Source organism: Streptomyces sp. SID12488, from assembly GCF_010548275.1.
Classification (GTDB): domain Bacteria; phylum Actinomycetota; class Actinomycetes; order Streptomycetales; family Streptomycetaceae; genus Streptomyces.
On the sequence record NZ_JAAGLT010000007.1, the window covers coordinates 1 to 21428 of the forward strand.

Here is a 21428-nt window from a genome sequence, read left to right on the forward strand (position 1 = left end):
CGGCGGCGACCGCGCGTCGTACGCGCCGGACGCTCGCGCTCCACCGGCGGCGCGGCGGCAGCCGCCGGGCCGGAGGAGTGGCCGGAACGGCCGCCGCGACCGCGCGGGCCACCGCGTCCACCCGTCTCGCCGAGGTCTTCGACCTCCTCGGCGCCCAGGCCGGCCCGCGTGCGCTCCGAGCGCGGCAGGACACCCTTGGTACCGACCGGGATGCTCAGTTCCTCGAACAGGTGCGGAGACGTGGAGTACGTCTCCGGCGGGTCGTTGAACTTCAGCTCCAGCGCCTTGTTGATCAGCTGCCAGCGCGGGATGTCGTCCCAGTCGACCAGCGTGATCGCGATGCCCTTGGCACCCGCGCGGCCCGTACGGCCGATGCGGTGCAGATAGGTCTTCTCCTCTTCGGGAGACTGGTAGTTGATGACGTGCGTGACGCCCTCGACGTCGATACCGCGCGCGGCCACGTCCGTGCAGACGAGGACGTCGACCTTGCCGTTGCGGAAGGCGCGCAGCGCCTGCTCGCGGGCACCCTGACCGAGGTCGCCGTGGACGGCGCCGGAGGCGAAACCGCGCTGCGCGAGCTGGTCGGCGAGATCGGCCGCCGTGCGCTTGGTACGGCAGAAGACCATGGCCAGTCCCCGGCCGTCGGCCTGCAGTATCCGCGCCACCAGTTCGGGCTTGTCCATGTTGTGCGCGCGGTAGACGTACTGCGCGGTGTTCGCGACCGTCTTGCCCGCGTCGTCCGGCTCGGACGCGCGGATGTGCGTGGGCTGCGACATGTAGCGCCGCGCCAGACCGATGACCGCGCCCGGCATGGTCGCCGAGAACAGCATCGTCTGACGCCGGGGCGGCAGCATGTTCATGATCTTCTCGACGTCGGGCAGGAAGCCCAGGTCGAGCATCTCGTCGGCCTCGTCGAGGACGAGCGCGCGGATGTGCTTGAGGTCGAGCTTCTTCTGGCCCGCGAGGTCGAGGAGACGGCCCGGGGTGCCGACGATGACGTCGACGCCCTTCTTGAGGGCCTCGACCTGCGGCTCGTACGCCCGGCCGCCGTAGATGGCGAGAACGCGCACGTTACGGACCTTGCCGGCCGTCAGCAGGTCATTGGTCACCTGCTGGCACAGCTCGCGCGTCGGGACGACGACGAGGGCCTGCGGGGCGTCGGTGAGCTGCTCGGGCTTGGCGCGGCCGGCCTCGACGTCGGCGGGGACGGTCACGCGCTCGAGGAGCGGGAGACCGAAGCCGAGCGTCTTGCCCGTACCGGTCTTGGCCTGGCCGATGACGTCCGAGCCGCTGAGGGCGACAGGGAGCGTCATCTCCTGGATGGGAAAGGGGGTGATGATGCCGACGGCTTCGAGCGCCTCGGCGGTCTCGGGCAGAATTCCGAGATCCCGGAAAGTCGTAGTCAGGGCAATGCCTCTTCTGTGTACGCGGTGCGAGGCGAGCGCGGGGGTCGTGTCGGGACCGGGCCGAGAACATCGGCCGCCTCACGGGCGGGCCGAGTGGCACGGGACCACTGCCGACGCTCGAGCGCTCGTACCGCTGAGGGTCTCTCCGAACTCCGTACGCATCGTGCCGTACAGGTGAGGAGAGCTGTCGGGTCGGAGCCGATCGGGCCACCGACCGGGCATCCTCATTCATGTGGCCCGCCGAGCTACGTCTTTCAACTCAGTGAGCGCAATACCACCATACCCCGGAATCGCGCACATGCGATGGCCGATTCGGTCACGTAGTGGTCGTCACACTGATTGAGCAGGGCCTTCCGCCTTGTGGCCAGCGGGCTATTGTGCGCTTCATGACGACGCCTGACAATGCCTCCGGTACCTCCGCGACCCCCGACGAAAGCACGGCAGGGAGCGCGGCCGACGCCGCTCCCGCACTCACCGGAATCGCCGCCCAGGACTGGGCACAGGCCGCCACCGACCCGCAGTACCGTGCCGCGGTCGTGGACCTGCTCGGCGCGCTCGCGTACGGCGAACTGGCCGCGTTCGAGCGGCTCGCCGAGGACGCCAAGCTGGCGCCGACGCTCGTCGACAAGTCGGAACTGGCCAAGATGGCGTCGGCGGAGTTCCACCACTTCGAGCAGATCAGGAACCGGCTCACGGAGATCGGCGCCGACGCGGGCCAGGCGATGGAGCCGTTCGTCGCCGCGCTCGACGGCTTCCACAAGCAGACGGCTCCCTCCGACTGGCTGGAGGGACTCGTCAAGGCGTACGTCGGTGACTCGATCGCCAGCGACTTCTACCGAGAGGTCGCGGCCCGCCTCGACTCGGACACCCGGCAGCTGGTGCTCGCGGTCCTCGACGACACCGGGCACGCGAGCTTCGCCATCGAGAAGGTGCGCGCGGCGATCGACGCGGAGCCGCGTGTGGGCGGGCGACTCGCACTGTGGGCGCGGCGGCTGATGGGCGAGGCACTGTCACAGTCGCAGCGGGTCGTGGCCGACCGGGACGCGCTGTCCACGATGCTCGTCGGCGGCGTCGCGGACGGGTTCGACCTCGCGGAGGTCGGCCGGATGTTCTCCCGGATCACCGAGGCGCACACGAAGCGGATGGCTGCGTTGGGCCTGGCCGCGTAGTTGTCTTTGTCCGCGGGTCCGCTGTGGCTGGTCGCGCCCGCGCGGCGGAGCCGTACATGTCACAGCCCCGCGCCCCTTCAGGGGCCCTGCGGCTACGCCGTCGCCGATGACCGGTGGAGTCTGCCCTTAGGGCGGAGCAGCAGGGAGAGGGAGGCGGCGGAGACGGCCGCCGCGCCCAGCAGGATCAGCACGAAGTGGCCGGAACTCAGCGCGCTGTGTGTGATCAAGGCGCCGAAAAGGGCTCCGGCCGCACCGGTCGACAGGACCAGCGGGCGTGCGGGGAGGCGGTCGGGCAGCCGACGGGCCGCCGCCCATGCCAGCGCGAGGCCGAGGATCGCGGAGCCGAGTGCTTCCAAGAACATGTCGGGGTCCCTCCCACAGCCTGCCTGCGCGTGACGTTCTCAGCCCGTCATACCCGTGACCTGCGCAGGGCAACCCACTTGTAAGGGTGACGTGTGGTCAACCTGTGAATACGGCATGCGCGAGAACGCGGGTGGGGCCCGGCGGTTCGTCGTTCGAACCGCCGGGCCCCACCCATATGTGTCCCTACGTGTCCTACAGCGCGCTGAAGCCCACCTTGCGGACCGTCGGCTCGCCCAGCTCGACGTACGCGAGACGGTCTGCGGGGACCAGGACCTTGCGGCCGTGGTCGTCCACGAGGCTCAGCAGCGCCGACTTGCCGGCCAGGGCCTCGGATACGGCCCGCTCGACCTCCTCGGCGCTCTGACCGCTCTCCAGAACGATCTCGCGGGGCGCGTGCTGCACGCCGATCTTGACCTCCACGGCTATGTCCCTCCGACGGTCAGTGAAGTGCGCGGGCGTCCGCGCCGTACCCAGCACACATTAGCCCGGTGAGGGGACGTACATGTTCCGCCCGGGAACGCCAGGAGCGAACAGCCGACGGGAACAAACGGGCGGTCAGTGCTGCTCGGTGCCGTGCAGCGGGAAACCGGCGATGCCGCGCCAGGCCAGCGAGGCCAGCAACTGGACCGCCTGATCACGCGGGACACTGCGGTCGCTGTGCAGCCAGGACCGCGCCACCACCTGGGAGAGACCACCCAGACCGGAGGCCAGCAGCATCGACTCCGAGGGCGAGAGGCCGGTGTCCTCGGCGATGACCTCGGAGATCGCCTCCGCGCACTCGTTCGTCACCTTGTCGACACGCTCGCGCACGGCGGGCTCGTTCGTCAGGTCGGACTCGAAGACCAGGCGGAAGGCTCCGCCGTCGTCCTCCACGTACGCGAAATACGCGTCCATCGTCGCCCGGACGCGCTGCTTGTTGTCGGAGGTCGAGGCCAGGGCCGCGCGGACCGACGCGATCAGGGCCTCGCAGTGCTGGTCCAGCAGGGCCAGGTAGAGGTCGAGCTTGCCCGGGAAGTGCTGGTAGAGCACCGGCTTGCTGACGCCGGCCCGTTCGGCGATGTCGTCCATCGCGGCGGAGTGGTAGCCCTGCGCCACGAACACTTCCTGGGCGGCGCCCAGCAGCTGGTTCCGTCGGGCGCGACGCGGCAACCGCGTGCCCCGCGGGCGTGCCGCCTCAGTTTGCTCGATGGCTGTCACGCCGCCTCCCAATTTCATTCACATGCGGTGTGCGCCGCGCCGCCATCGTACTTTTCGGTAACCCTCGTGTGCGCGGTGCGAGCACAGAAATTCCTCGACCGAGCGACTGTATGTTCCGGGCTATCCGCTCAAATGGCAACAAATCCTGCGCTCGGTATGGAGTGTGGTGACGGCTAGCGGTAGTCGTCCTCGTCCAGATTCACGACGCGGGCCTGTTCCGCGAGATCGGCCTCACTCGCGCGGTCCGTGTTCTCGCCGGTCAGTGGGGCGTCGTGCTGCGGGGTGATGTCCGTGCGCTGCTCGGCGGTGTCGGCCTCGGGGGCTTCGACGTCGAACTCGGCGCTGTCCTCGCCCTCGTAGTCCTCGGGGTCGGTGGGGTCGACGGCCATGCTGGGCTCCCTTCCCGGGGGTGCGGTTCCACTGCGGGTGCCCTGTTACGAGCGTAGGAGACACGGGATCGAGATGCCAGGCGATCGGAGTGCCAGGCGATCGGGATTACCGGCCCTGTGATGCCGAACACACGAGCCACTGCGTGATCGTCTCGTAACATTGCCGCATGTCTTCGACCGAGCCGCCGTACATGCCGGCCACCAACGTGCTTCCGAAGGTGGCGCCCGTCAGGGTCGCTGAGGGCGAGCGGCTGCGCTCGGTCGGTCTGCCGGGGATCACCCTGACCGTGCGGTCGAGGCCCCCCGCGCGCGAGGGACTGCCGCCCGCGCTGTACGTCCATGGCCTGGGCGGTTCCTCGCAGAACTGGTCGGCGCTCATGCAGCTCCAGGACGAGCTCGTCGACAGCGAGGCGCTCGACCTGCCGGGCTTCGGCGACTCCCCGCCGCCGGACGACGGCGACTACTCGGTCACCGGGCACGCGCGTGCCGTCATCCGCTATCTCGATGCCTCCGGGCGCGGGCCTGTGCACCTGTTCGGCAACTCGCTGGGCGGTGCGGTCTCGACCCGCGTCGCGGCGGTGCGGCCCGACCTCGTCAGGACGCTCACGCTCGTCTCGCCCGCGCTGCCGGAGATCCGCGTGCAGCGCAACGCGGTGCCGACCGGGCTCCTCGCCCTGCCCGGTGTGGCCCGCCTGTTCACCCGGTTGACCGCGGAGTGGAGCGCCGAACAGCGCGTCCGCGGGGTCACGGCCCTCTGTTACGGGGATCCTGGGCAGGTGACGCCCGAGGGATTCCGCAACGCGGTCGAGGAGATGGAGAGACGGCTGCAACTGCCGTACTTCTGGGACGCGATGGCGCGTTCCGCGCGCGGGATCGTGAACGCGTACACGCTCGGCGGACAGCACGGGCTGTGGCGCCAGGCCGAGCGTGTGCTCGCGCCGACGCTCCTTGTCTACGGCGGCCGGGACCAACTCGTCTCCTACCGAATGGCCCAGCGCGCAGCGCGCACCTTCCGCGACTCGCGGCTGCTCTCGTTGCCCGACGCCGGGCACGTGGCGATGATGGAGTACCCGGAGACGGTCGCGTCGGCGTTCCGTGAACTGCTCGAGGACACAGGTTTGTTGAAGGCGAATGCCGGTACTGTGACAGCGAGGACCGTCGGCAGCCGGGCCGACGCCGCGAACGCTGGGAGCTGAGACGCGAGGTGGGACGTCACAGCCGCCGCGGGCGAACCGGCGGCAGCGCGAGTACAGGCGGCTCGGCGAACATCCCCGTGGTTCCGCAGGGGAAGCAACCCCAACAGGGGCAGGGCGCACCCCGTTTCACCGTTCCTGACGGCACGCCCGCTCATGGGTTCCCGCGCCTCCCCGAGGGCACGCCCGCTCACGGCTTTCCCCGTGTCCGGGGAAGCGGGCACCCCGAGCAGCGCGAAACCGGCGGTGGCTGGGGCGAGTTCGGCGGGCGGCCCGGAGCCGGTCCCGCCATACCGCGTCAGCGTCCCGTGCCTCCGCACGCTTCCGGGCCCAGGCAGGCGTACGTCGACGCCTTCGACGGAGCGGGCCGGCCCGGTGTCGCAGTCGAGGACGTAGGCCCCTTCTCGCCCCGCGCCCGGACATCGCACCCCGCCGACACGTACGCCCCGGCCGCCGAGGTGGCCGTCAAGGGCAAGGGCGGCAAGGGCCGGGCGTTCACCGGGATCGCGGCTGCCGCCGTCACCACCGTGCTGGCGGTCGTCGTGGCCGGACAGGTCACCCAGGGCCAGGACGACGTCGGCGGTGTGCGGACACAGACCGCGATCGGCTCGGGCCAGGACGTCCAGGGCTCCGGGGACTCCGCGGCGCGCGTCGACGGCGTCCCCGCCGCGTCCGACGCGCCGGCCGAGGCGACGACACTGACGTACGACCAGAAGATGGCCAGGACGTACGCGCTCGGGGCGGCCCTCAAGGGCTCGGGGAAGTTCGACGCGATCCGCGGGTTCGCCAAGGCGCCGGGGGCGGGGCGGAAGTACACCTACCGGGTGGATGTCGAGCAGGGCCTCGGGCTCGACGGGGGGTTGTTCGCGCAGGCCGTGCAGAAGACGCTCAACGACAGGCGAAGCTGGGCGCACAACGGGGGTCGTACGTTCGAGCGGATCTCCTCCGGCAAGCCCGACTTCGTGATCACCCTGGCGAGCCCCGGCACCACCGCTTTCTGGTGCGCCAAGTCCGGTCTCGACACCACCGAGGACAACGTGTCCTGCGACTCGGCCTCCACCGACCGCGTGATGATCAACGCCTATCGATGGGCGCAGGGGTCCAAGACCTACGGCGACAAGATCTACGCGTACCGGCAGATGCTGATCAACCACGAGGTCGGCCATCGCCTCGGCTACGGTCACGTGACCTGCGACAAGGACGGCGAACTCGCCCCGGTCATGCAGCAGCAGACCAAGTTCCTCGACCATGACGGGATCCACTGCCGGGCCAACCCCTGGCCGTATCCGGGAAGTTGACACGCGGCTCAGGGGCCACGTTGACATGGGTGGAAAGTTCGTTCACATTTTTGCGCATGTGGTCTAGTCATGCTGTCCGTCGCGCCGCCATCGAGCTGGCGCTGATCGGCGTGACCCCGCTCTGTGTAGCCGACGTTCTCTGTCGCTGACACCTGCCCCCGCGCGTGTGTGTCGCGACGTTCGTCTTTGCCCTCACCAACTGACCTCCGCCATCGGCGGCGGTTCTCGACGGCCTGATGCGACCCGACGCCCGGGCAGACGTGTGTTCCTCCCGTCTCATTCCCCGTCATTCCGTCTCATCATTCGAGAGATCGTCTTCCTGACGCGCCAGCCGTCCGTCAGAGCGCGCCGCGTGGCAGCGGTGTCCGTCAGCCTTGTCCTGGCCGCGGGCGCCGCCGCGTGCGGTCCGAAGGACAACGATGCCAAGGGCGCGGGGAGCGGCGACTCCAAGCCGCAGAAGGGCGGCACGCTCACCGTCCTGAACTCCAACCCGCAGGACGACTTCGCTCGGGCGGATGCTGGTCGGGCTGCTGGAGCCGACGGCCGGCGAGGTGCGCTACGAGGGGCGCGTGCGGTCCGGGGTCGGCCCGGCCGTGCAGATGGTCTTCCAGGACCCGGTCTCCTCCCTCAACCCCCGCCGCGGCGCCGGCGAGTCGATCGCCGACCCGCTGCGGGCGCGCGGCGAGAACGACGAGATGCATGTGCGGGGGCGGGTGGGTGAGCTGCTGGAGCGTGTCGGGCTCGACTCGGCGCACCTCGACCGCTATCCACACGAGTTCAGCGGTGGCCAGCGCCAACGTGTGGGCATCGCGCGGGTGCTGGCCGCCGAACCACGCGTCATCGTCTGCGACGAGCCGGTCTCGGCGCTCGACGTCACGACCCAGGCCCAGGTGGTCGCCCTGCTCGGCGAGTTGCAGCGCGAACTCGGCCTCGCGCTGGTGTTCGTCGCCCACGACCTCGCCGTAGTACGCCAGGTCAGTGACCGCGTCGCGGTGATGCGGCGGGGACGGATCGTCGAGTCGGGCCCCGCGGACGAGGTGTATGACAACCCGCGGAACCCGTACACCCGGCAGCTGCTGGCCGCCGTACCCGCTCTCGACCCGGAGATCGCGGCCCGGCGCCGCACGGCCCGACAGTAGTTGGCCCCGGCGTGACCGCACGAATGTTCGTAACCATGGGTGCGCGAATGATCTCTTAGCGCGAGGGAACGCCCGCCGCACGGGAAAGTTACGACCGTTCACCCCTTTTGGTGGTGCGACGGACAACCGTCCGTCGCACCACCGTCATGTCCGCATACGTTCGTCCCGCTGCGAGCCGCCGGGTCAACGGCGGCTCCTCATACGGGAGATCGGGGGTGTGCTCGTGCGCATCGGACTGCTGACGGAGGGTGGCTATCCGTATGTGAGCGGTGACGCCAGACTCTGGTGCGACCGGCTCGTGCGCGGGCTCGGCGGACACGAGTTCGACATCTACGCGCTCAGTCGCAGTGAGCGGCAGGAGGACGAGGGCTGGATCGAGCTTCCGTCGCAGGTCAGCCGGGTCCGGACCGCCCCGCTGTGGACGGCCGAGGACGACGGGGTGGTCTACGGCCGCCGCGCACGCCGGCGATTCGCCGAGGCCTACGGAGAGTTGGCCGCGGCCCTGTGTGGCGGGCCCGACGCGGGGAACGCGTCAGGCGGATCGGACCCGTCCACCGCTGAGGCGGACCGTTTCGGCAGCGCGCTGTACGGGCTCGCCGAACTCGCCCGGGACGAGGGCGGCCTGGTGGGAGCGCTCCGCTCCGAAGCCGCCGTACGTGCTCTGGAGCGCGCCTGTCGTGCGCCCGGCGCACAGGGAGCGGCGCGCGAGGCGCGTGTCCCGGACCTGCTCGCCGTCGCCGCGCACCTGGAACGCGCTCTGCGCCCCCTCTCGCTCGACTGGTACGAGGACGACGGGCTCGGCTCGGTCGACCTCTGCCATGCCGCGGCCGGCGGCCCGGCGGCGCTCCCCGGACTGCTCGCCCACCACTTCTCCGACGTCCCCCTGCTGGTCACCGAGTACGGAGTCCCGCTGCGGGCGCACTATCTGGCCTCGGGCGCGGACGACAGCGCCCCGGCCGTACGGTCCCTGCTCGCGGCCTTTCACGGCAGGCTGGCCTCGGAGGTCTACCGGCGGGCCGCGCTCGTCACCCCCGGCAACACGCACACCCGCCGCTGGCAGGAGAGATGTGGGGCCGACCGGGAGAAGCTGCGGACCGTGTACCCCGGCATGGAGGCGTCCCACTTCGCGGAAGTGGGCGAGTCGCCGGAGACCGCGGACCCCGACACGCTGATCTGGGTCGGCCGGATCGAGCCCGCCAAGGACCTGATCTCCCTCCTGCACGCTTTCGCGGAGATCCGCAAGGAGGAACCGAAGACCCGCCTGCGCATCATCGGCGCGGCTACGGGAGCCGAGAGCGAGGCGTACCTCGGCCACTGCCGGGCGCTGGCCGCGCAGCTCTTCCCCGACGAGGCCGAGGGCATCCACGCGGTCGGCGACAACCCGGTGTCCTTCGAGGAGATCGGCGGCCCGGAGGCACCGACGCTCGCGGAGGCGTACGCGGCCGGTGCGGTCGTCGTCCTGTCGAGCGTGGTCGAGGGCTTCCCGATCAGCCTGGTCGAGGCCATGTTCTGCGGCCGGGCGACCGTGTCGACCGACGTGGGCGCGGTGGTCGAGATCATCGGCGGTACGGGGCTCGTGGTGCCCCCGCGCAACCCGCGGGCGCTCGCGGAGGCGTGCGTGGCGCTGCTGCGCGACCCGGCGCGCCGAGAACGCCTGGGCGCCGCGGCGCGCGCCCGTGCCCTCGAACTGTTCACCGTCGAGCAGAACGTCGAGGCATTTCACGGCATTTACCTGGAGGTCGTCTCGCGCTGCCCAGTCCACAAGGTGGTCCTCGACCAAGCCGGCGAACCGCTCCCGTTCGCCGTCCCGGCGGAGGCGCACGTCCCCGGCCGCTGGACGCATGCCGACATACGCGTGGTGGCCCGGGGCGGGCCCGGCTGGGCGACAGGACGCGCTTCCGCACCGGTACAGGCGACCCCCGTACCCGCAGGGGAGGGCGCGCGATGAGCGAGCTGGGAGAACTGGACCGCCCGGGGACACCGGACAACCCCGCAGCCTGGGACGAACACTCGGAGGAGTGGCTCACAGGCGCGGCGGAGACGAACGTACGGGACACCGACACCGACACCGACACGGAGACAGACACGGAGACGGAGACGACGCGGACACGGTCACAGACGACCACGTCCTCCACCCGTACCGCGCGCCGGGGGACCGGAGACCCCGTGAAGGCGCTCATGCACAGACACCGTGAGCTGTGCGAGCGGGCGGTGGACCCCCTGGAGATCGCCGCCGGCCTGGAGGCCCACGGTGTGACAGACCGTACGGCCGCCCGCTTCCGCCACCGGGACGTGTTCTCCCTGGCCGAGGAGATGTACGCCCGGGTCTCCCGGGACACGGACTCGGCACCGCGGCCCACCCCGCCGCCCGTACCCCGGGTACGGGCCGACTGGGCCCTGCTCTCCCTGCTCCCGGGCACCCTGTGCGCGGCGACGGTGGCGGGTCTGCACCTCACCGAGGGCCGGGTGCGGCTGGCCGTGGCGACGCTGGGCGCCCTGGCCGTGGCGCTGGCCGTACGCGCGGCACTGGGCCGGGGGCCACTGGGCCCCAGGTCCCACCCGGCGCCCCCCGGCACGTACCCGAGCCACACCCCGGGCTCCACACGCGCGTGGACCTACTGGCTCCTCGCGTACGCGCTCCTGGGCGACGGTCTGCTCACCGCCGCGCTGACGGGCGGCCCCGACGGCGGATTCCAGGCCGCCGTCCGCGACCTGTCCACCGCCCCCGTCATGGCGCTCACCCTGGCCTGCGCGCCGGCGGCCTGGTGCGCCCACCTCTTCGCGGCGGGAGCCCGTCGCAAACTGGCCGCCAGCCGTGGCCTGACAGACTTCACCGCAGCAGTGAAACCCCTCCTCCTGGGCGCGTTCGCCCTGTTCCTCTGCACGTCGGCGGCGCTCGTGGCGATCTCCGCGACGGTCCTGCGTGAACCGGCGGCCTACACCACGACGGTCACCCTGGGCGCCCTGCTGCTCCTGGCCCGGCTCCTCACGGCGCACGGCTTCACCCACGCCCCGGCGGTGGTCCTCGGCGCGGCAACCGCGACGGAGGCGGCGGCCCTGGCCACCGCCTTCGCGTCCCACCTCCCCGGCTGCGCCTTCCTGGCCGTCCCGGTGGACACGGTCGTGGCTGCCTGGAGTCCGGCAGGCATCCCGGCCGCGGCCTGCGGAGTGGCCGCCCTGATCCTCCTGCTCCACGCCACCCGCACGCTGACCAGGGCGTCGGCGCACGCGATGCCGGGTGAGCCCGGATGACGTCCCGGAGCACGACCACGACCACGGCAGGCGACCCATTCCGCGACGCCCGGCCCTCCATCACGAACGAACCCGCAACCCCCGAAGGAGTACACCGATGATCACCTCCCGACCCGGAGCCGGAGAATCCGCCGAGGGAGCCGTCCGATGAGGGTTCTGCTGATCGGAGCCAACGGCTATCTCGGCCGCTTCGTCGCCGACCGGCTGCTCGCCGACCCGGCCGTGCAGCTCACCGTCCTCGGCCGCGGCGACGACGCCGACGTCCGTTTCGACCTCGCGTCCGGCAGCCCCGGCGCACTCACCCGCTTCCTCGACGCCGTCCATCCCGGAGTGGTCGTCAACTGCGCGGGCGCCACCCGCGGCGGGGCCCGCGAACTCACCCGCCACAACACGGTCGCCGTCGCCACCGTCTGCGAGGCCCTGCGACGCAGCGGCTGCGGCGCCCGTCTGGTCCAGCTCGGCTGCGGCGCCGAGTACGGCCCCAGCCAGCCCGGTTCCTCCACGGCCGAGGACGCCGTCCCCCGCCCCGGCGGCCCGTACGGTGTCAGCAAACTCGCCGCCACCGAACTGGTCCTCGGCTCCGGCCTCGACGCCGTCGTCCTGCGCGTCTTCTCGCCGGCCGGGCCCGGTACGCCCGCCGGCTCCCCGCTCGGCCGCCTCGCCGAGGCTATGCGCCGCGCGATGCAGTCCGGCGATGGTGAGCTCAAGCTCGGTGGCCTGGGCGCGCAGCGCGACTTCATCGACGTACGGGATGTGGCACGGGCGGTCCACGCCGCCTCGCTCTCGGCCGCGCAGGGCGTCATCAACATCGGCTCCGGCCGCGCCGTGCGGCTGCGAGACGCCGCCTCCGTCCTCGCCCGCGTGGCCGGGTACGGCGGCGCGCTGCACGAGCTCGACGGCCCGCCCGGCCCCCTGAGGGCGTCCATCGGCCACCCCCGCTCCGACCCGGACCACGCGCCTCCGGCCGCGTACCCGTACCCGGACGGCTGCGGCAGCTGGCAGCAGGCCGACGTACGCACCGCACGCGACCGGCTCGGCTGGCGGCCCCGGATCAATCTGGAGGAGTCCCTCGCCGACATCTGGATGGAGGCGGCATGCCGCATCTGACCAGTGCCAGGACGGGCACCGCGAGCACCGGCGTACGCACCGGCTTCGGCATCCCGGGCTTCGCGCACCCCCTCGTCGCCCCGGCCGAGTGGGGCGAACTGACCCGCCCGGGCACGCCCTTGCACTGGGTCGTCCTCAACGTCGCCGACGGCCCGGGCAGCCGCCCCGATCCGCACTGCCTGGCGGCCGTCGGCCGCCTGCGCAACGCGGGTGTCCGCGTCCTGGGCCACCTCGATACCGCCCACGGGGCCCGTACGTACGGTGAGCTCATCACCGAGGCGCAGCGGTACCGCGACTGGTACAAGGCCGACGGGTTCCTCCTGGACCGCTGCCCGGCCGACCGCACCGCGCTTCCGGAGATCCGCCGTACGGTCGGCACGCTCCGCGAGGCGGACGGTGACGCGCACATCGTCCTGGGGCACGGCACCCATCCGCATCCGGACTACGTCGAGCACGCCGACCAGCTCGTCACGTTCTCCGGCCACTGGAGCGACTACCGCTGGTCGCAGGTGGCCGAGTGGACCGCCGACCATCCGCCCGAGCGTTTCTGCCACTTCGTGCACGGCCTGCCGCTCGGCCATCTCGACGAGGCGCTGCGCGTCGCCCGCTGGCAGGGCGCCGCCACGATCTACTTCACCGACCGTACGGATCGCGGTGGCCGCACCGACCCCTGGGAGACGATGCCCGGCTACTGGGACGAGATCGTCTCGCGCCTCGGAACGGGTGTCTCGGAATGAAGAAGGGCGTGGCAGTGTTACGGGGAGAACAACTGTAGTGATTGACCGACCAACGGAGTCCCCGTGTCGCTGCCACCCCTGGTCGAGCCCGCTGGCGAGCTCACCGTAGACGAGGTCCGCAGGTACTCCCGCCACCTGATCATCCCCGATGTCGGGATGGACGGGCAGAAGCGGCTGAAGAACGCCAAGGTGCTCTGTGTGGGCGCCGGCGGCCTGGGCTCGCCGGCGCTGATGTACCTGGCCGCCGCGGGCGTGGGCACGCTCGGCATCGTGGAGTTCGACGAGGTCGACGAGTCGAACCTGCAGCGCCAGATCATCCACAGCCAGGCGGACATCGGCCGCTCCAAGGCCCAGTCGGCCCGCGACTCGGTGCTTGGCATCAACCCGTACGTCAACGTGGTCCTTCACGAAGAGCGGCTCGAAGCCGAGAACGTGATGGAGATCTTCAGCCAGTACGACCTGATCGTCGACGGCACGGACAACTTCGCGACCCGCTACCTGGTCAACGATGCGGCCGTCCTGCTGAACAAGCCCTACGTGTGGGGTTCGATCTACCGCTTCGACGGCCAGGCCTCCGTCTTCTGGTCCGAGCACGGCCCCTGCTACCGCTGCCTCTACCCGGAGCCCCCGCCGCCGGGCATGGTTCCCTCCTGCGCCGAGGGCGGCGTCCTGGGCGTGCTGTGCGCGTCCATCGGATCCATCCAGGTCAACGAGGCCATCAAGCTCCTCGCGGGCATCGGCGAGCCCCTCGTCGGCCGTCTGATGATCTACGACGCCCTGGAGATGCAGTACCGCCAGGTCAAGGTCCGCAAGGACCCCGACTGCGCGGTCTGCGGCGAGAACCCGACCGTCACCGAGCTCATCGACTACGAAGCCTTCTGCGGTGTCGTGTCCGAGGAGGCCCAGGAGGCGGCGGCCGGCTCGACGATCACTCCCAAGCAGCTCAAGGAGTGGATCGACGAGGGCGAGAACATCGAGATCATCGACGTCCGCGAGATCAACGAGTACGAGATCGTCTCGATCCCCGGCGCCAAGCTGATCCCGAAGAACGAGTTCCTCATGGGCACGGCCCTGGCGACCCTCCCGCAGGACAAGAAGATCGTCCTGCACTGCAAGACGGGTGTCCGCAGCGCGGAGGTCCTCGCGGTCCTGAAGTCCGCCGGTTTCGCGGACGCGGTCCACGTCGGCGGCGGTGTGATCGGCTGGGTCCACCAGATCGAGCCGCACAAGCCCGTCTACTGACCCGCGGTTCACCACCCCGTCCGTCCCGTTGCTCCTGTTCGGCCGGCGGGGGTCTCGCGCACCACAGGTGCCCGGGGCCCCCGCCGCCGTCATGAACAGACCTTGCCGTCCTTCGGCACCGTCCCGTCCAGCAGATACGCGTTCACCGTGGAATCGACACAGTCGCTCCCACTGCCGTACGCCCCGTGCCCCTCGCCCTTCCAGGTCAGCATCACGCCGACGCCCTTGCCCAGCTCGTCCGCCATCTTGCGCGCGCCCTCGTACGGCGTCGCCGGGTCCCCGGTGTTGCCGACCACGAGGACGGGCGCCGCGCCGGGCGCGCCGACCTCCGGTGTGTCGTACTGGCCGGCCACCGGCCAGTCGTGGCACCAGCCGGCCGTGTCCCAGCCCATGAACTCCCCGAACACGGGCGAGATCTTCCGGAATTCGGGCAGCAGCTTCCTGGTCTGTGCCGCGGTCGGCCGCTGCTTGTCGTCCAAGCACGATATGACCCGTTGGGCATGTGTCGTCGTGCCGTAGTGGCCCGACGCGTCGCGGTCGTTGTAGCTGTCGGAGAGCGCCAGCAGGTCCGATCCGTCGCCCTGCTCGGCCGCGTCCAGGGCGCTGGTCAGCGCCGGCCAGCTCTGCTTGCTGTACAGCGGCAGGACGACGCCGGTGACCGCCATGCCCTGGGTCAGTTTCCGCCCGGAGGACGTGGGCAGCGGCTTGGCGTCGATCCGCTTCAGCAGCGCCGCGGTCTTCCGCGATCCCTGGTCCGGGTCCTGGCCCGTCGACCTCAGGTAGTCGTCGAGGGCGCGCTGGAATCCCCGGGCCTGGTTCTCCGCGTGTCCCACCATGTCGGCGCTCGGGTCGACGACGGCGTCGAGGATCAGCCGCCCCACGTGCTTCGGGAACAAGTGGGCGTACACACCGCCGAGTTCGGTGCCGTACGAAATGCCGAAGTAGTGCGTCTTCGCGTCGCCGAGGACCTGGCGCATCAGGTCCATGTCGCGGGCGGAGTCGGTCGTCGAGACATGCGCGAGGAGCTTTCCGGCGGACTTCTCGCAGCCCTTCCCGAAGTCGGTCGCGTCCTGGAAGTACGACTTCTCCTCGGCCGCGTCGTCCGGCGTCGGGTCCACCGACTCGGCGGCCTGGATCTCCTTGTCACTGCGGCAGCGCACGCCCTCGCTGGCCCCTACCCCACGCGGGTCCCAGCTCACCAGGTCGTAGCGCTCACGGAGTGCGGAGACCGTGCCGGCGTAGGAGGGCATCACGGAGATGCCCGACTGGCCCGGTCCGCCGAAGTTGAACAGGAGGGACCCGATGCGGTTGCCTCCGGTGGCCTTGGCGCGGATGAGCGCCAGGCCGATGGTCTCACCGCCCGGCTTCGCGTAGTCCAGCGGCACCTTGAGCGTCGCGCACTGCCAGTCGCTGCCCGGCGTGGGGGAGTCCGACGTGCCCTCGCAGCGGCCCCAGCCGAGCTTCTGCGAGGTGAGCGAGGCGGGCAGCGCCGGCGAGGCCCGGGACGAGGAGGCCGCCGTCGAGGGCGTGGCCGTGCCGGACCCCTTGCCGTCACCGCTGTCGGATGTGTTGGCGCTGCAGCCGGCCACCAGCAACACGGTGGCGGCAGCAGCCGTCCAGCGTACGAAACGAGACATGCGCACTTCCCCCCTGAGAGCCGTCCGCTCGGATCAGCGGATGGCGTTCCGGCCATGTTAGGCGGATCAAGTCGAGCCCGTATCAGCCTGTGGATAACGCTCTTACCTGCACTTTTCTAGGAGCAGACGATCCCCGCCGCCGGTACCTTCCCGTTCAGCAGATAGCCGTTCACCGCCGTGCGCACACAACGGTTCCCGCTGTCGTACGCACCGTGCCCCTGCCCCTTGTACGTCAGCTCGACGCCGACACCCTCACCCAGCGCACCCACCATTTTCCGCGCACCCTCGTACGGCGTGGCCGGGTCGCCGGTGTTGCCGATGACGAGGATCGGCGCCGATCCGGTCGCGCCGACGTCGGGGTGGTCGGCGGCGCCCCGCACGGCCCAGTCGGTGCAGCTGATCATGGACCAGGCCAGGAAGTCGCCGAACAGGGGAGAGGCGGCGCGGAATGCGGGCAGCCGCGCCTCGACGTCCGCGACGGTGTAACGCGGCTTCTGGTCGGAGCAGTTGATGGCGATGTTCGCCGCAGTGATGTTGCTGTACCCGCCGTTCTGGTCGCGCCCGTTCATCGAGTCGGACAGCAGCATCAGGACCCTGCCGTCACCGTCGTACGCCCGCTCGAGGCCCTCGGTGAGGTAGGGCCAGAAGTCCTGCGAGTACAGCGCCTGCGCGATGCCGTTGGCCGCCGCGCTCTGGGTCAGCTCGCGGGGGAAGATGCCCGGGACCGGCTTGGCGTCGAGGTCCTTGAGGAGCTTGGCGATCCGGTCCTCGACATCCTGGGCGGTGTCGCCGACCGGGCAGTCCTCGGTCTTGGAGGTGCAGTTCTCGGCGAAGTTGCCGAGCGCGAGCTGGAAGCCCTTGGCCTGCCCGAGCGATCCCTGTTCGGGTGTCTGGGTGGGGTCGACGACAGCGTCGAAGACGGCTCGGCCCACCTTCTTGGGGAACAGATGTGCGTAGACGCCGCCGAGTTCGGTGCCGTACGAGATGCCGAAGTAGTACAGCTTGTCGTCGCCGAGGACCTGGCGCATCAGATCCATGTCCCGGGCCGCGTCGGTGGTGCGCACACGCGGGAGCACCCTCTTGGAGTTCTTCTCGCAGGCCGCGTTGAACTCGCGGGTGTTGTCCAGCAGCTCGGAACGTTCGGCGGCGTCGTCGGGCGTCGCGTCCTGCTGGAAGTACGCGTCGAGCTGTTCGTCGTCCTCGCACCTCACGCCGGCGCTGCGGCCGACCCCGCGCGGGTCGAAGCTCACCAGGTCGTAGCGCGTGCGCAGGGTCGCGTAGTCCGTGCCGAACGCGGGAAGTGTGGTGACTCCCGAGCCGCCGGGCCCGCCAAAGTTGAAGATCAGGGATCCGATGCGCCTGCTCGCGGCGCCGCTCGTCTTCGCGCGGATCAGCGCGAGTCCGATCGTCTCGCCCTTGGGCTCGGCCCAGTCCAGTGGTGCCTTCATGGTGGCGCACTGCCAGGCGCCGCCGCCCGGCAGGGGGGATGGCGCCTCGCCGCCGCCCTCCGACCCGGACGGCGCGGGACAGTCCTGCCAACTCAGCTTCTGGGCCGACGGATCCTCTTCCGCGGAGCCGGAATCGTCGCTGCACCCCGACATCAGGGACGACAGCAGGAGGGCGGTGGCCGTCAGAGCAGCGGCACGCGGCCGGAAGGGGTTGGGCATGCCCCCATCCTGCGGTCGTACCCGGTGGGACGCTCGGGGCGCGAGCCGTACGAGGTAGCGCGCGCCCCGGGAAGCACCGGTGCGAGGCCGCACTCCCTAGAGGGAGCCCTTCCGCGTCAGGTGGTTGAAGAACAGCCAGCCCGGCAGTACCGGGATCCAGAGGGTCAGCAACCGGTAGAGCAGCACGGCCGGGGCGGCGACCTCCTTGGGCAGACCGACGGCGATCAGACCGACCGTCAGGGTCGCCTCGACCGCGCCCACACCACCTGGGGTCGGTGCCGCGGAGCCCAGCGCGTTGCCGGCGAGGAAGACGACGGCGACGCTGGCGAGGCTGAGCGAGGTCGACTCGTCGCCGAACGCCCGGATGGACGCGTCCAGGCACATCACGAAGCACGCGGTCAGCAGCAGCATGCCGCCGATACCGGTGACCAGCTTCTGGGGCCGCTGGAGAACGTCCAGCATGCGCGGTACGACACCGGCGAACAGCGACCTCACGCGCGTGACGACGAATTTCCGAAGGAACGGCACCGAGGTCACCACGAGCACGAGTACCGCGACGGTCAGCAGGCCCGCGATGACCGTCCGGGACGGCGACAGCGACGGTGTCTTCTCGGTGCCCGTCAGATAGCCGAACGACAGCAGCATCAGGATGTGGCAGCCGAGCCCGAACAACTGCGACGCGCCGACACTGGCCACCGCGAGCCCGGGCCGCACGCCGACGCGTTGCAGGAAACGCGTGTTGAGGGCCACACCGCCGACTGCCGCGGGTGCCACGATCTTCACGAACGACCCGGCGACCTGTGCGGCCACGGTCCGCATGAACGGCACCCGCTCCGGCACGAAGCCGAGCAGACTCATCGCGGCGGCGAAGTAACTGAGCGCCGAGAACAGCACGGCCGCGATGACCCAGCCCCACTCGGCTTCGTCGAACAGCGTGGCGAACTCGATGTGGGTGAGCTGCGACAGCAGGAAGTACGCGCCGAACGCGCCCGCGATGAAACTCATCAGGGTGCGCGGTCTCACCCGTTCGAGCCGGGCCGGTTCGACCGGTGCCTGCGGTCTGATCAGCAGCACCTGGTGGCGGATCTGGGCGAGCAGATCCTCCTCCCGGGCTCCCTCCAGAGCCTCGTCGATGGCCCGCTTCTCGGCCCGCTGCTCCGCCCGCACGGCCTTTTTGTCGGACTTTTCCAGTATCACCGGCACAGCGTCGGGCTGGGCCGCCTCAAGCCGGGCCTGCTTTGCCTGCTGGGACGCCTCCAGGACCGCCTCGCGCTGCCGCTGGGCGCGCTCGCGGGCGAGTCTGCGCAGCGTCGCGCGCGTGGAGCGCGACAGGGCGATGGGCTGGAGCATCGGCAGACAGTCCGCCACCGCGTCCGGGCCGAGCACTCCGACCGCGGACGTCACCGTGCGTTCGGCGCCCACGCGCAGCCCCAGCGTCGACACCAGCTGGGCGATGTCCATGCGCAGCAGCAGGTCCCCGGCCGCGATCTCGCCGACCCGGAGGTCGGTGAGGATCACCTTGCCGGAACGATCCACCAGAATCGCCTCGCCGACGAGCCTGCGATGCGCGATGCGCCGCGACTGCAGGGCCCTCACCTGGTCCCAGGTGTTGCGCAGCAGGTCGTCGGTGATTTCCTCGTCCTCCAGCGAGTCGAGCGTGCGGCCTCCGGTGTGCTCGTAGACGAGCATCACGGCATCAGGGCCGAGCTCCGAGGTCGCGATCAGCTTCGGCGCGTTGGCCCCGGCGGCGATCGCCGCGTACGCGAGGAGAGCCTCCTGCTCCAGCGCCTGGCGCAGCGACTGGAGGCTGCTGCGGGTGGCCAGGCCGCGCAGCGTGATGTTGCGCCACATGCGGTAGAAGAATCCCTGCGCCTGCTGCTCGCGGTCGACCACGGTGACGTCCAGCGGGGGGCCGTCCTCCAGGGTGACGAAGTAGCGCCGGCCGCGGTCACCGCTGTCCGCGGCCTCCGGGACCTCCTCGCGGGCCGCGCTCACCGGGCGGAAACCGACGTGCCGCAGGCCCGCCATCAGGTTGCGTCCGGTGGGACGCACGTTCGGCGAGCCGACCGCGTACAGCGTCCCGTACGCCACCGACCAGCCGATCAGCACCGTCAGGATGATCGAGAACGGTGTCGTGTAGCCGGTGACCAGCATCGAGAAGGCGTCGAGCATCAGCACCACCCACAGCACGGCGCGCCAGCGCGGCCGACGGGACATGCCGACGGCCGTCATGTACGCGATGACTGGCGCGAGATAGCCGTGCACCGGGTCGGTGAGCGCGTGGATGTCGCCGGGGGAGGGTTGGGTCAGCGCCTCCTGGATGGAGTTCGGGGCGGCCTTGGCGACCCACAGGTCGGTGGCGAGGGTCACCCCGTGCGCGAGGACCGCCGCGAGCACACCGTCGGCGATGCGGAGCCCGTCCCGTTTGATCAGCCGTTCGATCGCGAAGGCGACCGGCACCAGGAGGATCGCGATGCTCGACGCCAGACCCGCGATCTTGATCAGCAGGTCGGGTGCCTGGCCGGTGCCCTTGTTGATGTCCTGTTCGAGCCCCGAGGTGGTGCCGTGCGCGAACGCGGCGATCGCGAGCAGGACGACGATCGCGAAGACGCCGGCCAGGAGCCGCATGAGATCGGAGGGGCGGTGCACGCGCGCGGGGAGCAGCGGTTCGTCGCCCTCGACCTCCTCCGCGTGGGCCTCGTCGTCGGCGCAGTCGGCGGCTGGCCCGGCCGGTGTCCGCTCGGGCTCGTTGCCGGTGCCGTCCGCACCGGGGCGCGACGAGACCTCAGAGGTGTCCTCCGTGCCTTCGGGGTGCACGCCCTGCTGCTTCATGGTCTCTTCTTGGTCTCGTATCACCGGTCACCGCCCGCACGATGGTGGCATGCCCCACTGACACACAGGGGCATCAGGGTGCAATGCGGGGGCGCACAGTCTGCCGCAAGCACTGCTCCGGGGCGAGGAATACCCACGGTCGCCGTCTCGTCACGTTGTCGGTGGGGTGGGGCAGGATGGGTCGGATGAGCGACGAGAGCCGTCCGGCGGACGCCCTGCCGGAGTACGCCGAGCGAGCCCTGGAGGCCGCCGAACTGATCCCTCCCGGGCGTGTCATGACGTACGGCGATGTGGCCGAGTGGCTGGAGGAGGGCGGACCGCGCCAGGTCGGGCGTGTGATGGCCCTCTACGGAGGGGCTGTTCCGTGGTGGCGGGTGGTCCGCGCGGACGGCGTCCTGCTCCCGGGCCACGAACTGGAGGCCCTCAGCCACTACCGCGCGGAGGGCACGCCACTGAAGGAGGCGAGCCGGTCCGCCGAGGGGCATCTGCCGCGCCTCGACATGAGACGGGCGCGGTGGGACGGCGGTGAGCGGGCGGAGGGTCACACCTGACAGCTTCCGCCATCGGGCGGGCGTCAGGGGGACCAGTGGCCCGTACGGGGTAAACCGGGCACGTCCGTGCCATGGCGTACGTTCGTGGGGCGAGGGGCCCGGGTGACGCTCGGGGCGGGAGTGAACAAGCGGAAGACCTGCTTCCGAACCGCCCGTCGGCGTACCGTCGGCTGCACCCACCCCCCTCACCTCCCGGCCACCGTCCTCCACGCGGTCGGCCAACCAGCACACCCACCAGGACCGGCGAAC

18 protein-coding genes and 1 pseudogene are annotated in these 21428 nt (G+C 70.7%); 11 read left to right on the forward strand and 8 right to left on the reverse strand.

Features of this window, described 5'->3' with window-relative positions; all coding sequences use genetic code 11:
• Positions 1-1313, reverse strand: a 1313-nt coding sequence (locus tag G3I56_RS13400; protein ID WP_239134880.1) for a DEAD/DEAH box helicase, incomplete at its 3' end; no start/stop codon positions are given.
• A 470-nt stretch (positions 1314-1783) separates the two neighbouring features.
• On the opposite strand from G3I56_RS13400, the gene G3I56_RS13405 reads away from it, so the two are divergent.
• On the forward strand, positions 1784-2575 hold the full coding sequence (locus G3I56_RS13405) for a ferritin-like fold-containing protein (protein ID WP_343239938.1): 792 nt from the start codon (positions 1784-1786) through the stop codon (positions 2573-2575).
• A 92-nt stretch (positions 2576-2667) separates the two neighbouring features.
• On the opposite strand, the gene G3I56_RS13410 is transcribed toward G3I56_RS13405, so the two are convergent.
• The 4 genes from G3I56_RS13410 to G3I56_RS13425 all read right to left on the reverse strand — a co-directional run bounded on the left by G3I56_RS13410 (position 2668) and on the right by G3I56_RS13425 (position 4524).
• Entirely contained in the window at positions 2668-2937 is a 270-nt protein-coding gene (locus G3I56_RS13410) for a hypothetical protein (protein WP_164409181.1), read from the reverse strand.
• A gap of 193 nt (positions 2938-3130) precedes the next feature.
• Positions 3131-3358, reverse strand: coding sequence for a DUF3107 domain-containing protein (locus tag G3I56_RS43770; protein WP_164409182.1), 228 nt, complete (start codon positions 3356-3358; stop codon positions 3131-3133).
• Positions 3359-3493: 135 nt separating this feature from the next.
• Positions 3494-4135: a TetR/AcrR family transcriptional regulator gene (locus G3I56_RS13420; protein WP_164409183.1), complete on the reverse strand. Its 642-nt coding sequence runs from the start codon at positions 4133-4135 to the stop codon at positions 3494-3496.
• A 173-nt stretch (positions 4136-4308) separates the two neighbouring features.
• Positions 4309-4524 carry a hypothetical protein gene (locus G3I56_RS13425; protein WP_164409184.1) on the reverse strand — a complete coding sequence of 72 codons (216 nt, stop codon included), beginning with the start codon at positions 4522-4524 and terminating at the stop codon, positions 4309-4311.
• A gap of 167 nt (positions 4525-4691) precedes the next feature.
• Here G3I56_RS13425 and G3I56_RS13430 point away from each other — a divergent pair, with 167 nt between their 5' ends.
• The 9 genes and pseudogenes from G3I56_RS13430 to moeZ all read left to right on the forward strand — a co-directional run bounded on the left by G3I56_RS13430 (position 4692) and on the right by moeZ (position 14492).
• Positions 4692-5720, forward strand: coding sequence for an alpha/beta hydrolase (locus G3I56_RS13430; protein WP_164409185.1), 1029 nt, complete (start codon positions 4692-4694; stop codon positions 5718-5720).
• Between the two features lie 8 nt (positions 5721-5728).
• Positions 5729-7015: a DUF3152 domain-containing protein gene (locus G3I56_RS13435; RefSeq protein ID WP_164409186.1), complete on the forward strand. Its 1287-nt coding sequence runs from the start codon at positions 5729-5731 to the stop codon at positions 7013-7015.
• Positions 7016-7071: 56 nt separating this feature from the next.
• Positions 7072-7164 (forward strand): Ms4533A family Cys-rich leader peptide, encoded by a 93-nt coding sequence (locus G3I56_RS45030; RefSeq protein WP_343239939.1) that lies wholly within the window; start codon positions 7072-7074, stop codon positions 7162-7164.
• Positions 7165-7515: 351 nt separating this feature from the next.
• Positions 7516-8154: pseudogene (locus G3I56_RS13440) on the forward strand (ATP-binding cassette domain-containing protein); the annotation flags it as partial.
• A gap of 223 nt (positions 8155-8377) precedes the next feature.
• Entirely contained in the window at positions 8378-10102 is a 1725-nt protein-coding gene (locus G3I56_RS13445) for a DUF3492 domain-containing protein (RefSeq protein ID WP_164409187.1), read from the forward strand.
• Positions 10099-11406: a hypothetical protein gene (locus G3I56_RS13450; protein ID WP_164409188.1), complete on the forward strand. Its 1308-nt coding sequence runs from the start codon at positions 10099-10101 to the stop codon at positions 11404-11406. Before G3I56_RS13445 ends, G3I56_RS13450 begins: the two co-directional genes overlap by 4 nt.
• Before the next feature lie 147 nt (positions 11407-11553).
• A complete protein-coding gene (locus tag G3I56_RS13455; protein ID WP_164323210.1) occupies positions 11554-12513 on the forward strand; it encodes an NAD-dependent epimerase/dehydratase family protein in 960 nt (319 codons plus the stop codon).
• Positions 12501-13250, forward strand: coding sequence for a spherulation-specific family 4 protein (locus G3I56_RS13460; RefSeq protein WP_164409189.1), 750 nt, complete (start codon positions 12501-12503; stop codon positions 13248-13250). Before G3I56_RS13455 ends, G3I56_RS13460 begins: the two co-directional genes overlap by 13 nt.
• A 63-nt stretch (positions 13251-13313) precedes the next feature.
• Positions 13314-14492 (forward strand): adenylyltransferase/sulfurtransferase MoeZ, encoded by a 1179-nt coding sequence (moeZ, locus tag G3I56_RS13465; RefSeq protein WP_164323214.1) that lies wholly within the window; start codon positions 13314-13316, stop codon positions 14490-14492.
• Between the two features lie 89 nt (positions 14493-14581).
• Here the strand turns inward: moeZ and G3I56_RS13470 are convergent, their stop codons facing one another.
• The 3 genes from G3I56_RS13470 to G3I56_RS13480 form a co-directional block, all read right to left on the reverse strand.
• A complete protein-coding gene (locus tag G3I56_RS13470; protein ID WP_164409190.1) occupies positions 14582-16129 on the reverse strand; it encodes an alpha/beta hydrolase in 1548 nt (515 codons plus the stop codon).
• 116 nt (positions 16130-16245) lie between these two features.
• Entirely contained in the window at positions 16246-17796 is a 1551-nt protein-coding gene (locus tag G3I56_RS13475) for an alpha/beta hydrolase (RefSeq protein ID WP_164409191.1), read from the reverse strand.
• 96 nt (positions 17797-17892) lie between these two features.
• Positions 17893-20628 (reverse strand): lysylphosphatidylglycerol synthase domain-containing protein, encoded by a 2736-nt coding sequence (locus G3I56_RS13480; RefSeq protein ID WP_164409192.1) that lies wholly within the window; start codon positions 20626-20628, stop codon positions 17893-17895.
• 185 nt (positions 20629-20813) lie between these two features.
• On the opposite strand from G3I56_RS13480, the gene G3I56_RS13485 reads away from it, so the two are divergent.
• Complete coding sequence (locus G3I56_RS13485; protein WP_164409193.1) at positions 20814-21179, forward strand: MGMT family protein; 366 nt, start codon at positions 20814-20816, stop codon at positions 21177-21179.
• Positions 21180-21428 lie beyond the last annotated feature (249 nt).